General features: G+C 50.0%; 12 protein-coding genes. 7 read left to right on the top strand and 5 right to left on the bottom strand.

Annotated elements, in window-relative coordinates; translation table 11 throughout:
* Positions 1–71 precede the first annotated feature (71 nt).
* Positions 72–2,402: a FimV/HubP family polar landmark protein gene (locus IQ22_RS18795; protein ID WP_145144838.1), complete on the top strand. Its 2,331-nt coding sequence runs from the start codon at positions 72–74 to the stop codon at positions 2,400–2,402.
* Positions 2,403–2,472: 70 nt separating this feature from the next.
* Here IQ22_RS18795 and IQ22_RS18790 read toward each other — a convergent pair whose 3' ends face one another.
* Positions 2,473–4,674 carry a patatin-like phospholipase family protein gene (locus IQ22_RS18790; RefSeq protein ID WP_145144836.1) on the bottom strand — a complete coding sequence of 734 codons (2,202 nt, stop codon included), beginning with the start codon at positions 4,672–4,674 and terminating at the stop codon, positions 2,473–2,475.
* Between the two features lie 67 nt (positions 4,675–4,741).
* Between IQ22_RS18790 and IQ22_RS18785 the strand changes: the two genes are divergently transcribed.
* Positions 4,742–5,023 (top strand): Rdx family protein, encoded by a 282-nt coding sequence (locus IQ22_RS18785; protein WP_145144834.1) that lies wholly within the window; start codon positions 4,742–4,744, stop codon positions 5,021–5,023.
* 52 nt (positions 5,024–5,075) lie between these two features.
* Here IQ22_RS18785 and cspD read toward each other — a convergent pair whose 3' ends face one another.
* The gene (cspD, locus tag IQ22_RS18780; RefSeq protein WP_145144832.1) at positions 5,076–5,348 is read right to left on the bottom strand and encodes a cold shock domain-containing protein CspD; all 273 of its coding nucleotides are present in this window, start codon (positions 5,346–5,348) and stop codon (positions 5,076–5,078) included.
* A gap of 225 nt (positions 5,349–5,573) precedes the next feature.
* On the opposite strand from cspD, the gene clpS reads away from it, so the two are divergent.
* Both clpS and clpA read left to right on the top strand, forming a co-directional pair.
* On the top strand, positions 5,574–5,933 hold the full coding sequence (gene clpS / locus IQ22_RS18775; RefSeq protein ID WP_145144906.1) for an ATP-dependent Clp protease adapter ClpS: 360 nt from the start codon (positions 5,574–5,576) through the stop codon (positions 5,931–5,933).
* Between the two features lie 26 nt (positions 5,934–5,959).
* Positions 5,960–8,227 carry an ATP-dependent Clp protease ATP-binding subunit ClpA gene (gene clpA / locus IQ22_RS18770; protein WP_145144830.1) on the top strand — a complete coding sequence of 756 codons (2,268 nt, stop codon included), beginning with the start codon at positions 5,960–5,962 and terminating at the stop codon, positions 8,225–8,227.
* Between the two features lie 53 nt (positions 8,228–8,280).
* On the opposite strand, the gene infA is transcribed toward clpA, so the two are convergent.
* The 3 genes from infA to aat all read right to left on the bottom strand — a co-directional run bounded on the left by infA (position 8,281) and on the right by aat (position 10,038).
* Positions 8,281–8,499 carry a translation initiation factor IF-1 gene (gene infA / locus IQ22_RS18765; protein ID WP_002553999.1) on the bottom strand — a complete coding sequence of 73 codons (219 nt, stop codon included), beginning with the start codon at positions 8,497–8,499 and terminating at the stop codon, positions 8,281–8,283.
* A 102-nt stretch (positions 8,500–8,601) separates the two neighbouring features.
* The gene (locus tag IQ22_RS18760; protein WP_145144828.1) at positions 8,602–9,309 is read right to left on the bottom strand and encodes an arginyltransferase; all 708 of its coding nucleotides are present in this window, start codon (positions 9,307–9,309) and stop codon (positions 8,602–8,604) included.
* A gap of 30 nt (positions 9,310–9,339) precedes the next feature.
* Positions 9,340–10,038, bottom strand: coding sequence for a leucyl/phenylalanyl-tRNA--protein transferase (gene aat, locus IQ22_RS18755; RefSeq protein ID WP_145144826.1), 699 nt, complete (start codon positions 10,036–10,038; stop codon positions 9,340–9,342).
* Between the two features lie 278 nt (positions 10,039–10,316).
* On the opposite strand from aat, the gene IQ22_RS18750 reads away from it, so the two are divergent.
* Genes IQ22_RS18750 through IQ22_RS18740 form a run of 3 tightly spaced genes read left to right on the top strand, consistent with a single transcriptional unit; the run spans position 10,317 to position 14,759 of the window.
* Entirely contained in the window at positions 10,317–12,776 is a 2,460-nt protein-coding gene (locus IQ22_RS18750; RefSeq protein ID WP_145144824.1) for a DNA translocase FtsK, read from the top strand.
* A gap of 21 nt (positions 12,777–12,797) precedes the next feature.
* Positions 12,798–13,421 carry an outer membrane lipoprotein periplasmic chaperone LolA gene (gene lolA / locus IQ22_RS18745; protein ID WP_145144822.1) on the top strand — a complete coding sequence of 208 codons (624 nt, stop codon included), beginning with the start codon at positions 12,798–12,800 and terminating at the stop codon, positions 13,419–13,421.
* A gap of 9 nt (positions 13,422–13,430) precedes the next feature.
* Positions 13,431–14,759, top strand: a complete 1,329-nt coding sequence (locus IQ22_RS18740) for a replication-associated recombination protein A (RefSeq protein ID WP_145144820.1) — start codon at positions 13,431–13,433, stop codon at positions 14,757–14,759.

Here is a 14,759-nt window from a genome sequence, read left to right as displayed (position 1 = left end):
AATGATGGGATTTTGCCATCATTGCTTGAAAAGCGAATCGCATTTTCCAGTCACTGTAGTTAGGGCGCTTAATGGCCAGGAAAAACAGCAATCGTTACCGCTTTGTAATTGCCTTTCTGGCGCTTCTCTTAGGTGTAGGTACTGAGACAGCCTATGCTGTGGCGCTGGGTGATATTTCTCTTCAGTCAGCGTTGAACCAACCTTTAAATGCCAAGATCGAGCTGATCAATGCCGGGCCGCTTGAAGAAAGTGATTTTCGTGTCGGCCTGGCCTCGAATGATGAGTTTGCCCAAGCTGGAGTTGATCGCACTCAATTTCTTAGTGACTTGTCCTTTACGCCTGTTATTCAGTCGGGTGGTAAAAGCTATATCCGTGTAACGTCTCGGCGTCCGGTCAACGAGCCTTATCTAAGCTTTCTTGTTCGCTTTGAAATGCCTACCGGACGGCAATTGCGTGAATTTACCGTTCTTGTCGACCCGCCGGGTTATCGTGACCCAGGCATGGCAAACGCCACAAGCCCAGCCGTTGCTGCTTTTTCAGAACCGGCTCGCTCAACTATGTCGGGAGACCCAGTGCGGACCAGGCCAGCAGTCGCTGCGCCAGTTCCTCGTCCCGATCTCCAAGCTGGCTCGGACGTATACCGTACCGTAGCTAATGACAACCTTTGGGCGATTGCTCAGGAACTGACAAGGCAATCTCCCAACCTGAGCTCCGTTCGGCAAACAATGGAGGATTTGTTTGCACTTAATCCTACTGCATTTGTTGGTGGAGACATGGAGCGACTGAAGGCCGGGCAAGTACTGCGCTTACCTGCCGAATTCTCTCGTTTGTCTGTGCCTGTGGTGTCTGAAGACCATGCCCAAGACACCGGTACGGTAGTGGGGGCGCCAAGTTCGCTTGGCGTGGAAGGTTCGCCTGAAACCGTTTCGGCCGCACCTGCTTCAGCGGCTCCAGATGCAGATGTGGCAGGAGAGAGGGAATCTGCTTCGTTGGTTAATAACCAGTCTCTTCTGCGTATGGCAGAAATGCAGACCCAGTTAGAGCAGTTGCAGGCGCGCCTGGATCAGACGATTCGGGAAAAGGATGCGCAAATAGCTGCCCTGCAAAGCGAAGTGGCCCAGCTACAGCGGGGAGGGGGGGCTGGAGATGCCGATCCGCTTTCAGGCTCGAGTGATGCCCTAGAGTCTTCAGGTGTAGCGAGTGGGAGGCAAGCGCCGTCGGTTGAAAGCTCGACAGCAGTTGTCTCGCCCGTAGCTCAAGACTCGGTTCAGGCCTCTAAGCCGGCTGAGCAGGTGGATATAGCGCCTACACAATCGATTTCATCTGCTCCAGTTACCGAGGAATCGCAAACACGTAAAGAAGAAAATATCAGTACCTCATTCCCGTGGCTGTGGTTGATTCCAGTAGCAGCTTTGCTGGTAGCTATAGTGATCGCCTGGAAGCGGCGTCTAGAGGAGCAGGCGCGTGAATTAAAAGAGGATATTGGCGGGACCGAGTATCCTACGCTAGCAGAAAGGCAGCCTGTAGCGTTTGATGAGCCTACGCTGGCTCGCCCGGTTCCTTTGGCTGAGCCGGCCGTAGCGGCGACCCAGCCGCCTACTACCTCTGCATCCGTACCGATATCGTTAGCTGCACAGGCTGCGGATGAATACTTGGGACGTGCTGAAATTTATATCGCCTATGGTCGTTATAACCAAGCGCGTGAAGTGCTGGAAGAAGGAGTTCTCGAGCAGCCCGGCCGTTTGGATATACGCATGGCCTTGCTTCAAGTTCTGGCTGCGCTAGGTGAGCGTAAATTATTTGCCGTTCAAGAGGCTGCCATACTAGAAATGGGTGGCGATGCCCATGCTATTGATCAACTCAAAGCTTTGCTGCCCGCTATGGCTCAAGAGCTACCGGAGGAAAAGCATGAAGAGGCCTTGTTGGATGACTCTTTTGAGCTGCCTGACGAATTGAGCGAGTGGACGCCAAAGCTCGATTTGGGTGCTGATGAATTAACCCCCACAATAGCGGATATTGAGAATTTTGATCTTGATCTCCAGGATCTTAGCTTTGATGACGCTATTGCCTTAACCGAGTTGCTTGATGCTGAACAAGGTCATGAAAAAGCGAAGCCTGCTCAGGCAACTATAGAGGATGAGCTTCCTTATACCCTGGGCGAATTACCTTCCGTAGATGAATTGGATATGACCTTGGATGAACATTTTGCCAGCCAATCACTGGCCGATTCCATCCATGATGGCTTTGCTGACTATAAAGATCATCCTTTGCTAGACCAAGCCAAGACATGCATGGAGCAGGGTAATATGCGAGCGGCCAGTGCCATTCTGCAGCGTATTCTTAATGAGGGAGACGAAAGCCAGCGCCATCAGGCCGAGGTATTACTTGCTCGCATCGCCTGAGTACTGCTATTGAGAAAAAGCCGACCACTGGTCGGCTTTTTAATGGGGTGGTAAAAACTTTATCGTTTCGCTAGAAGTTATTTCCAAGGTTCAAATAAAGCGCTTTTTGACGGTCGTCATTGAGGCCGTAACTAAAATTAAGTGGTCCCAAAGGCGTGTCGAAGGAAACGAATACGCTTCCAGCCGTAATGGATCCGCTATCGTAGTGGTCTCCGTTGTTATTCCAGACCCTTCCTTGCTCAAGGCTGGCGCCGAGATAAATAGGGAAGTCCAGTGGCAGGAACGAACGCTCTGTCATTCGACGATAATAGACAAGTCGGCCCAAGCTATAATTTTGCCCGGATAAAGCATCCTCTCTATATCCAGACAAGTGACGAGCGCCACCCAATAAATAACTGCTGGTTACGGTGTCGACATCGTTATAGGTTCGTCCGTAACTGCCGCCTAATACGAACGTGTCGGGACCAAAGGTCAATGCCTTGTCAATTTTGAATTCGAATTGCTGGTAGCGATCGTCCGAGCCTAAGCTTGGATCGAATTGCCTGAAAGAAAGTTGAATATCTTCACCTTCATGAGGGAAGTCGACATTGTCCAGCGTGTCATACGAGTACTTCAATTCATAGAAGCCCTCATTAAAGGAGTCGGTAGGAAGACTAGGGTCGCCTACGCGTACTTCTGTCTTACCCCAGCGCTGACCGATGCCAAAGCGGATCTCACCACTGTTGTTAATTTGTCGGCCTAGGTTGATCCCATATCCATAACGCTCGCGCCGATACTCGGCAACCGGGTCGTTGTCTACCAGGGTCTCGATGTTTTGTGAGTCAATGGTGAAATAAGGGGCCACAAAATAGCGTGACCCTATATCCAAGGGTTGATAAAACTCAGAATACAGCTCTTGATGATCACCGACTTGTCCACGGGTTAGCCATTCAGCACCAAGTGCATTAATGCCATTGACACGGTAGCTGGCGCCGAGATTGAAGGCGCTATCACCCCGCATATCGTCAGATAAATTAATGCCAAAACGTAAAAAGTCTGTACCACTAAGCTTGTCGATAGCGTGGATTACCAATGTATTGCTTTTGGTGTTTTCTTTGCTTCTCGTAATGCTGTACTCGACACGATCAAAATAATTCAATCCGTACAAAGTGCTCATGTCATCTTGTAGTCGCTCTAGGTCGAGTGGCTCATTTAGCGGCTGCCGGATATAACGGCGTATGACATCGTCGCTGATCTTTGAGTCGTTTTGAATTGTAATGTTTGTAATCAGAGGGGTACGCTGCCCAGGCAGGCGCGCCTCGGTAAGCGTTGTGGCGCTGGGATTGGTATAAGAAGTGCCCAGCTCTGCCAATCTGGACTGTAGTGCTTGGGTTGCCCGATAGCCAGCGTCGATCAACTCCGTAGCATTGCCAAAAGCCGTACTATCGTAAGCGGCTAGAGGTGGCTGAATGAGGATGTCGTCGACTTGTAAAGTGGCGAGCTGTGCTTCCGAATTATTGCGTGTCATTAAGGTCGTCGATTGGTTGAGTATATCAACTACCGTGACTAGTTGTTTTCGCTTTAACAGCGGAGTGCCAATATCGATGACAATGACCCTGTCGACGCCCATACTGCGTGCAACATCGATCGGGATGTTGTCGACCATTCCACCGTCAACTAATAAGCGGCCGTTGATTTCGACCGGAGCAAACACAGCGGGTATAGCCATGCTGGCCCGAATGGCACGAGGTAGATGGCCTTTACTGAAAACAATTTTTTCCCCTGTAGCAATATCCGTAGCGACTGCCCGAAAAGGAATGGCTAATTTATCGAAGTTGCGTGTATTGCTGGTATGAACAAGCAGGCGCTCCAAGAGCATTGAAAGGTTCTGTCCTTGGATAACTCCGATTGGTAGACCAATAGTGCCGTCATCACGAATGCTCAAAGGCTGTTTGATTAGATAATCGCGGTCATCTTGCTTGCGGCGAAACGGAATATCTTTACGGGGAGGCTGATCTGAGAGTACCTGCTGCCAGTCCATGTCAAGAGCGATACGTTCGATTTCATCAGCCTTGTAGCCAGCTGCATACAGGCCGCCAATCACTGCACCCATGCTGGTGCCGGCAATAGCGTCGATATGAACGCCTTGTTCTTCAAGGCCTTTTAAAACGCCAATATGAGCAAGGCCACGTGCGGCACCTCCAGACAATACCAGCCCTACCTTAGGATGAGTATTTTCTCCTAGAGACGCAGTTGAAATTAATATAAGTAAACAGAAAATGATGCAACGCATGAGCTAGTCCGCAGACGCTGGTAAGGCGAGGGCGTATTATAGGCTGATATGACAGCTGGAGTATGGGATGAGCGAGCGCAAGCCAGAAATCACCATTACGTATTGTACGCAATGCCAATGGCTCCTGCGCGCGGCCTGGATGGCGCAAGAGTTGTTAAATACGTTTGGTGTGGAGTTGGGCAAGGTAAGCCTTGAACCAGGACTGGGTGGCGTGTTTCGAATTACATGCGAAGGGGTGCAAATCTGGGAAAGAAAGGAAGACGGTGGTTTTCCTGAAGCCAAGGTCTTGAAACAGCGTGTACGTGACCATATTAATCCTGGTAAGGATTTAGGCCATAGTGACAGGTAGTGAAAACGTCTTGTACCCGAACCCGTTAAGCTCGAGTACAAGACTGTTCGTTTTATACCTCGGATGTGACCCTTGCGTTAGCAGGCTCGTTGACTCTTTCAGGTTGTGCGGGCGCGGTCGTTTCCAAGGATCGAATATTGACCGCGTGCAGACCTTTCGGGCCTTGAATGATTTCGAAATTTACGGCTTGGCCTGCCTTCAACGTTCGGTAGCCGTCCATCTGGATAGCTGAATAATGAGCGAACAGGTCTTCATCGCGTCCTTCCGCCACTATAAAGCCATATCCCTTGGCATTGTTAAACCATTTGACTTTGCCGCTGAGCATGCTGGCATCCCTCTGCAAAGGACTCCACAGGTGGAGTATTATCCCACTACAGTCCCGTTCAGATAGTTTTGAACGCACTAAAACACGGAACCCCGACTACCCTTATGGGTATCCAATGTTTGTAACACTGTTTTATGGTTAGTCAAGGCGATGCGCTGCTCGCCTGAGAAATAGATCATGGTCTTTGCAGGCCTTCTTTTCATTCACCAGAAAAATTTCTTCAGCATGCATCCAATGAGTCATATTCGACTAACATCAGAACAAGACCCTTCACATAACGAGGATGACAGTGCAGGTTTGGCGGTACAGGAAGCGAAACCTGCTTTAAAGGCTCCATCGCTGTATAAGGTGCTCATGTTTAATGATGACTACACGCCGATGGAGTTTGTCGTCGAGGTGCTTGAAAAGTTCTTTAGCATGAATCGTGAAAAGGCTACGCAGGTCATGCTAGTCGTTCACACCCAAGGTAAGGCGGTGTGCGGTGTATTTACTCGTGACATTGCTGAAACCAAGGCCATGCAAGTGAATCAATATGCTAGGGAGAGCCAGCATCCGCTCCTTTGTGAGATTGAAATAGAAAGTTGATCTGTGCCTGGCTATGAGGTGAAGCTATGTTGAATCGTGAGCTCGAAGTCACCCTCAATCTTGCCTTTAAAGAGGCAAGAACGAAGCGTCATGAATTCATGACTGTCGAACACCTCCTCCTCGCATTGCTGGACAACGAGGCGGCTGCCACAGTGCTTCGTGCGTGTGGTGCCAATATGGACAAGTTGCGGCGGGATCTCCATGAGTTCATCGACTCTACAACACCGTTGATTCCGCAGCAGGATGAAGAACGAGAAACTCAGCCGACGCTTGGTTTTCAGCGTGTTCTCCAGCGTGCCGTATTCCACGTGCAGAGTTCTGGTAAGCGAGAGGTGACCGGAGCTAATGTGCTTGTTGCAATATTTTCGGAGCAGGAAAGCCAGGCGGTTTTCCTGCTTAAGCAGCAGAGCGTAGCTCGTATAGATGTGGTCAATTTTATCGCCCATGGTATTTCCAAGGTACCTGGTGCGAGTGAACGTGACCAAGAGCAAGAGCCGCAAGATGAGGAAAGTGCTGAGTCTTCATCAAGTAACCATCCGCTGGAAGCCTATGCAAGCAACTTGAATGAGTTGGCTCGTCAGGGGCGTATCGATCCGTTAGTTGGGCGTGAAAATGAAGTGGAGCGTGTGGCGCAGATTCTGGCGCGTCGCCGTAAAAACAATCCGTTGCTAGTTGGCGAGGCCGGTGTTGGTAAAACGGCTATTGCCGAAGGTCTGGCTAAACGCATAGTTGATGGGCAGGTTCCTGATCTGCTGGCGGATAGTGTTGTTTATTCGCTAGACCTAGGGGCTCTCTTGGCTGGTACCAAGTACCGGGGCGATTTTGAGAAGCGCTTCAAAGCTCTTTTGCATGAGCTCCGTAAGCGGCCTCATGCTGTACTGTTCATCGATGAGATTCACACCATTATTGGCGCAGGTGCCGCTTCAGGCGGTGTCATGGATGCTTCCAATCTGCTCAAGCCTTTGTTGTCATCTGGTGAGATTCGTTGCATTGGTTCTACAACGTTCCAAGAATTCCGAGGAATCTTTGAAAAGGACCGTGCGCTTGCTCGTCGCTTTCAAAAAGTCGATGTAGTAGAGCCTTCGGTTGAAGATACGTTTGGGATTTTGCGCGGTCTAAAGGCGCGTTTTGAGCAGCATCATGGTATTGAGTACAGTGACGAGGCGTTGAGAGCCGCTGCCGATTTGGCGGCGCGCTATATAAATGATCGCCACATGCCTGATAAGGCTATCGATGTGATTGACGAGGCTGGAGCTTATCAGCGCTTACAGCCTGAGTCCAAGCGCGTTCAGCGTATCGATGTTCCCCAGGTTGAAGATATCGTGGCGAAGATCGCCCGTATTCCCCCCAAGACGGTTAACAGCTCAGATAAGGAGCTGCTACGAAATCTTGAGCGTGACCTTAAGTTAACAGTATTTGGTCAGGATGCAGCAATCGACTCGCTTTCAACAGCAATTAAACTATCGCGCGCAGGTCTTAAGTCGCCTGACAAGCCGGTTGGCTCTTTCCTGTTTGCGGGGCCTACCGGGGTAGGTAAGACTGAGGTGGCTCGCCAGTTGTCCAAGGCGCTAGGCATCGAGCTTATTCGCTTCGATATGTCAGAGTATATGGAGCGACATACAGTTTCGCGTCTAATTGGTGCTCCTCCTGGCTATGTTGGCTTTGATCAGGGCGGGCTGCTGACCGAGGCAATTACCAAAACGCCGCATTGTGTGCTTTTGCTAGATGAAATCGAGAAAGCGCACCCGGAGGTGTTTAATCTACTCTTGCAAGTAATGGATCACGGGACGTTGACGGATAACAATGGCCGTAAAGCAGATTTCCGTAATGTGATCTTGATCCTGACCACTAACGCAGGAGCGGAAACAGCTTCTCGTGCTTCTATAGGCTTCACGCAGCAAGACCATTCGAGCGATGCGATGGAAGTGATCAAGAGGAGCTTTACACCGGAGTTCCGTAATCGTCTGGATACTATTATTCAGTTTGGGCGGCTCAGCCATGAAACTATCAAGAGTATTGTCGATAAGTTTCTTACTGAGCTTCAGGCGCAGCTTGAGGATAAGCGTGTACAGCTTGAGGTTTCGGATGCTGCTCGTGGTTGGCTGGCTACGAATGGATATGATGCGCAAATGGGGGCTCGCCCCATGGCTCGTCTGATCCAAGACAAGATCAAGCGGCCTCTAGCTGAAGAAATTCTCTTCGGCGAGCTGGCTGAGCATGGCGGAGTGGTGCATATCGACCTCAAGGGCGATGAGTTGGCCTTTGAGTTTGAAACTACAGCAGAGCCTGCATAGGGCTCTGCTTATAAAAAAGCCCGGCAATTGCCGGGCTTTTTTATGGAAAAGTATTAACGGGCGCGATAGGTAATTCGGCCCTTGCTCAGATCATAGGGCGTCAGTTCCACGCGCACCTTGTCTCCGGTAAGGATACGAATATAGTTTTTGCGCATCTTTCCAGAAATATGCGCCGTAACGACGTGCCCATTTTCCAACTCCACACGAAACATGGTGTTGGGCAGGGTGTCGACGACAGTACCTTCCATTTCGAAGCTGTCTTCTTTCGACATAGAGTATGAAGCCCTCGGTAATATAGACATGCCCGGAGCACGGCCGGACGGAAAATCGGCAGGTATTATGCCTGAAAAAGAGTTTTTATGCCACGTCTGCTGTTAGCTGAGGCTAACCCAGCGCTGATTGACAAAAAGTTCTATAGGCCGATATTGAGTTTTATAGGACATTTTTCTACATCCTTTGATCCAATAGCCTAGGTAAACCGCTTCAAGCTTTAGGCGTACGGCTTCAGATATTTGCCAAAGGATACCAAACGCGCCAAGGCTTCTCCGCTCTTCATCGGGATCGTAGAAGGTATATACCGCTGATAGTCCGTTGGGTAAGACATCCGTTACGGCTACCCCGAGCAATTGTTCTCCCAGGCGCATCTCATAAAAAAAGGCGTATGGAAGATCACGGATCAAAAATGTAGTGAATTGTTCGCGACTAGGAGGATACATGTCACCATCAGCATGACGCTCCGTAATGTAGCGTGAGTAAAGCCGATAATGCTCCTCTGTAAAACGGGGGCGACGACGTTCAACAGTAATATCGGCATTGCGCTTCAAAATACGTTTCTGTCGTCGATCGGGCGCGAAATCTGCAGCACGAATACGGGCCGGTACGCAGGCTTTGCATTGCTGACAATGCGGGCGATAAAGATGGTCACCGCTTCGTCTGAAGCCCAGCTCTGAGAGTTCGGCATATAGCTGACCGTTCATTGGTTGGGCAGGGTCGAGAAACAGGGTGGTCGCCTGCTGATCAGGCAGGTAACTGCAGGTATGGGGCTGAGTGGCATAGAACTTCAATCTGGCCAGCTCACTCATAATCACCTCTAAAAAGCCTGAGGAAACGATTTACTCTTGTAGTATCGGCCATGTTGGCCAATCTGCTTTAGATGTTTCGTCCAGGTACTGTGTTAAATAGTTCGAAAAAACAGTACGTGAAATATTGATTGCGCCAAAACTATTTAAATGCTGGGTTGGCATTTGGCAATCAATCAAGGCAAATTCCCACTCAGTCAGCTTTTTTACAAGTGTTGCAAAGCCTACTTTCGAGGCGTTGTTGGTGCGGCTGAACATTGACTCTCCAAAGAATAGTTTACCAATGGCCAATCCATACAGTCCCCCGACGAGCGAGTCGCCTTCCCAAACCTCGACCGAATGGGCGATACCCCGATAATGCAGTTCCTTATAGGCTTGGCTCATCTCCGGAGTGATCCAGGTATCTTGTGTATAGTCACGAGGTTCTGAGCATCCTTTGATGACACCGCTAAAGTCTCGATCAAAGCTAACCTGAAAGCGTTGTTGGCGCATTAGTTTGACCAGGCTGCGTGAAATGTGTATGTCCTTGGGGACGAGCACTGTACGAGGGTCAGGTGACCACCAGAGTATAGGCTGCCCAGCTTGGAACCATGGAAAGCATCCATGTCGATAAGCAGCAATCAGGCGATTCGCGCTAAGGTCACCGCCAGCAGCAAGAAGGCCGTTAGGCTCCCTAAGTGCATTATCAATCGATGGAAAGTCTGTCGAGTCGCGCTTTAGCCAAGTTAGCATGGAAGGGGAGGGGGTTGGTTGAATGAAAATTCAGGCTAACGCTGAATCTGAGTGAACGCTAGCTTTTAGGTCGACTTGATGTTTGTTGAGGATTACAGCATAACTCTTTGTCAGCGCAGCAAAAGAATGTTCCAATGGAGGTTTCACGGCTAAAGTCGTGTATATAGACAGGTCATTGTGGTTGCGACTCGGTTTTCGTATGGAACGAGCTGTGTGGGTCGTAGAATGCTGCCTTGTTTCTTTTCATCTTCACGTTGTCAGTGCAGGAAAAGCCGCGTTTGAAACAAACTACTTCTGCAACACCTGTAACCCAGTGGCGAGAGCACCTTCATTATCGTTTGAAGGAAGTACTGCTAATCGCGTTGGGTGCCCTGTGTCTTTATACTTTGATGGCTCTGTTGACATATGATCCGTCCGATCCTGGATGGACGCATACTAGCCGTATCGATCAGATTCATAATGCTGCTGGCCGTGCAGGTGCCTGGCTGGCTGATGTTCTATTCATGGCCCTTGGCTATTTTGCTTTTGTTTTCCCCTTGCTTCTAGGAATTAAGACTTGGCAGGTCTTTAAGCATCGCTACATGCCATGGGAGTGGAGTGGCTGGTTGTTCTCGTGGCGTCTGACCGGGTTAGTCTTTTTGATTCTGGCAGGGTCAGCGCTGGCCTATATTCATTTTCATGCGGATACAAATTTGCCTGCTTCTGCAGGCGGCGCATTAGGTGAAAGTTTAGGGCAATTAGCTTTGAATGCCCTGAATGTACAGGGCAGCACATTACTTTTTCTGGCTATTTTTCTTCTAGGCATTACCGTTTTTACAGACCTATCCTGGTTCAAGGTTATGGATCTGACCGGTAAAATTACGCTGGATCTTTTTGAGCTGATTCAGGGTGGATTGAGCCGTTGGTTTAGTGGTCGATTCCGGGTTAAGGAGCTTTCGGAGCAGCTTGATCAAGACGACGAAATCGAGTTTGAAGACGAAGCGATACCCGAGGCAGTCGCCAAGCGTGAACCCAGGAAAGTACGCGACCACATTATAGATAGTAATGAGTCTGCTGCTGTTGAGGATGTAATGCCGGAGGCTAGACAGGCTCCGGCAAGGCCTGTTGCTACTCCAGTTATAGCCAAAGAAATAAAGCCTGCCCCGCAAATTAGTATGCCACAGCCAGCAGCTGCTCCTGCGCCTGTCGAGCCGAAGCGTGTTCTGCGGCCTGCAACGCAGGTTATTGATGTTGCGGTCGAAGGTGCTATTCCTCCGCTAGCATTACTTGATCGGGCAGAAAAGAAGCAACAAAGTTTTTCACCTGAATCGCTTGAATCAATGTCGCGTCTGCTTGAAATCAAGCTCAAGGAGTTCGGTGTTGAGGTTCTGGTAGAGTCTGTTCATCCCGGTCCAGTTATTACCCGCTTCGAGATTCAGCCAGCAGCTGGCGTAAAGGTCAGTCGTATTTCAAATCTGGCTAAGGACTTGGCTCGTTCACTTGCTGTCTTCAGCGTGCGGGTCGTTGAGGTAATTCCGGGTAAGACGACTGTAGGAATCGAGGTTCCTAATGAAGACCGGCAGATGGTGCGGTTTTCTGAGGTGTTGGAGTCTCCTGAATATGAAGCCTCCAAGTCTCCGGTAACCCTTGCGCTTGGTCATGACATTGGCGGCAGGCCTATTATTGCCGATTTGGCGAAAATGCCGCACTTGCTGGTGGCAGGTACAACCGGTTCGGGTAAGTCTGTCGGCGTTAATGCCATGTTGTTGTCCATCCTGTTTAAGTCGACGCCCGAAGAGGCGCGCCTAATCATGATTGACCCTAAGATGCTGGAGCTCTCTATTTACGAAGGAATTCCTCATCTTCTTTGTCCTGTCGTAACTGATATGAAGGAAGCGGCCAATGCGCTACGGTGGAGCGTGGCCGAAATGGAACGGCGTTATAAGCTGATGGCTGCTATGGGTGTCCGTAATCTGGCAGGTTTTAATCGTAAGATTAAGGATGCGGAAGAGGCCGGTACTCCACTGACGGACCCACTTTATCGACGGGAAAGCATGGACGACGAGGCACCATTACTTAATCCGCTTCCCACCATTGTGGTCGTGGTCGATGAGTTTGCCGACATGATGATGATTGTCGGCAAGAAAGTTGAGGAGTTGATTGCTCGTATCGCCCAGAAGGCGCGAGCAGCTGGTATTCATCTTATCCTAGCCACGCAACGTCCTTCAGTTGATGTGATTACGGGTCTTATCAAGGCCAATATTCCAACGCGTATGGCTTTTCAAGTCTCGAGTAAGATCGACTCCAGAACGATTCTGGATCAAGGCGGCGCTGAGCAGCTCTTGGGCCATGGTGATATGTTGTATTTGCCGCCTGGAACTGGTTTGCCTATTCGTGTCCATGGGGCTTTCGTTTCAGATGATGAAGTTCATCGTGTTGTAGAGGCCTGGAAGCAACGAGGCGCACCAGATTACATCGAAGATATTTTGTCTGGTGCTGATGAGGGTGGTGGCTCGTTCGAAGGTGGAGGTAGCAGTGACGGTAGTGAAGGTGAAGAGGATGATCCTCTTTACGACGAAGCTGTTCGCTTTGTGACCGAAAGTCGACGCGCTTCGATTTCTGCGGTTCAGCGCAAGCTGAAGATCGGCTATAACCGTGCAGCGCGGATGATTGAGTCCATGGAAATGGCTGGAGTCGTCACGCCTATGAATACTAACGGTTCTAGAGAAGTAATCGCGCCGCCGCCTGTGCGGGATTAGTCTTGTTCTGAGAGGATTTTCATGCGATTGATTCGCTTGTGTACTTTTGTTGCTGCTGCCTTTATCAGCGTTGCTGCGCATGCAGCTTCGGATGCGGCTGATAGGCTATCGGAGTTGTTGGGAAAAGCACAAACAATAACGGCCCGCTTTTCTCAATTGACGTTAGATGGCTCTGGAACACGTTTGCAGGAAACTGCGGGAAACCTAAGCCTGAAGCGTCCTGGTTTGTTTCGTTGGCATACCGACTCGCCCATGGAGCAATTGTTGGTGTCGGACGGCAAACAGGTTTGGCTTTATGATCCTGATCTTGAGCAAGTCACGATTCAAAAATTAGACCAGCGCTTGACCCAAACGCCAGCCTTGCTCCTATCAGGCGACGTATCTAAGATCGAGGACAGTTTCACGATTAGCTACAAGCAGAGTGGCAATGTCACCGACTTTATGTTGAAGCCGAAGACGAACGATACGCTTTTTGACAGTCTTCGGTTGTCGTTTCGCGGAAGCGTTATCAATGATATGCAACTGATTGACAGTGTAGGTCAGCGTACCAATATCCTATTTTTTAACGTTAAGATGAATGAGCCAGTAAAGGCGTCTGAGTTCGTCTTTGACGCTCCGAAAGGGGTCGACGTTATTCAAGAGTGATCCGCCGTCATGGATCTGTTCCGCTCAATGCCAGTGGCTCAGCCACTGGCAGCACGTATGCGTGCTGCTTCTCTGGATGAGTATGTTGGCCAGCAACATCTGCTAGCTCGTGGAAAGCCTCTGCGTGAAGCCTTGGAGCAGGGTGCCCTGCATTCCATGATCTTTTGGGGGCCTCCAGGAGTAGGCAAGACAACGCTGGCGAGGCTGTTGGCCGATGTTACCGAAGCCCACTTTGAAACAATTTCCGCTGTTTTATCGGGCGTAAAAGAAATTCGGCAGGCAGTTGAGGTAGCTAGGCAACAAGCTGCGCAGTATGGTCGGCGCACTATATTGTTTGTGGATGAAGTGCATCGCTTCAACAAGTCCCAGCAGGACGCTTTTTTGCCGTACGTTGAAGATGGAACGTTAATCTTTATCGGCGCTACTACAGAAAATCCCTCATTTGAGCTTAACAATGCGTTACTGTCCCGCGCTCGTGTTTATGTTTTACGCAGCCTAGATGATCAGGCATTGATGCAATTGGTGCAGCGCGCATTGAATGAAGAAAAAGGCTTGGGTAAGCGTCGTTTAAGCATATCCAAAGCCGGTCTCGATATTCTTCTGGCCGTTTCAGATGGCGACGGACGTCGATTACTTAACCTGTTGGAAAATGCTGCCGACCTGGTTGAGGACGGCGATGAAATTGATTCTGATCTTCTTCAGAGTCTTTTGGGAGACCAGCAGCGCCGATTCGATAAGGGCGGGGAAGCATTTTATGACCAGATCTCTGCCTTGCATAAGTCGGTACGTGGCTCAGATCCCGACGCTACGTTGTATTGGTTCGCTCGCATGATCGACGGCGGATGCGACCCGCTGTATATCGCTCGACGCGTTGTACGTATGGCAAGTGAGGATATCGGCAATGCGGATCCGCGCGCTTTATCGATCTGCCTGTCGGCCTGGGATGTTCAAGAGCGTCTAGGCAGTCCTGAGGGTGAGCTGGCCGTTGCGCAAGCCCTGGTTTATTTGGCTTGTGCACCTAAAAGTAATGCCGTTTACAAGGCATTCAAGGCAGCTCTGGCAGATGTAAAGCAGGAGGGCTCTTATGAGGTTCCCCTGCATCTGCGTAATGCGCCAACTAAACTTATGAAAACCCTCGGCTATGGTGAGGAATACCGATACGCCCATGATGAGCCGGACGCCTACGCTGCTGGTGAAGATTATTTTCCGGAAAACAAGCCCCCAGTGCAGTATTACCAACCCGTTCCGCGTGGTTTAGAGTTAAAGATCCGAGACAAGCTTGATCGTTTGGCCATTTTAGACAAGGCGAGTCCGTGGCAGCGGAGAAAGGGCCTCTAA

The organism is Pseudomonas duriflava, from assembly GCF_007830155.1.
GTDB lineage: Bacteria > Pseudomonadota > Gammaproteobacteria > Pseudomonadales > Pseudomonadaceae > Chryseomonas > Chryseomonas duriflava.
Note: the sequence above shows the minus strand (reverse complement) of the source record. Positions and strands in the feature narration are given on the sequence as shown.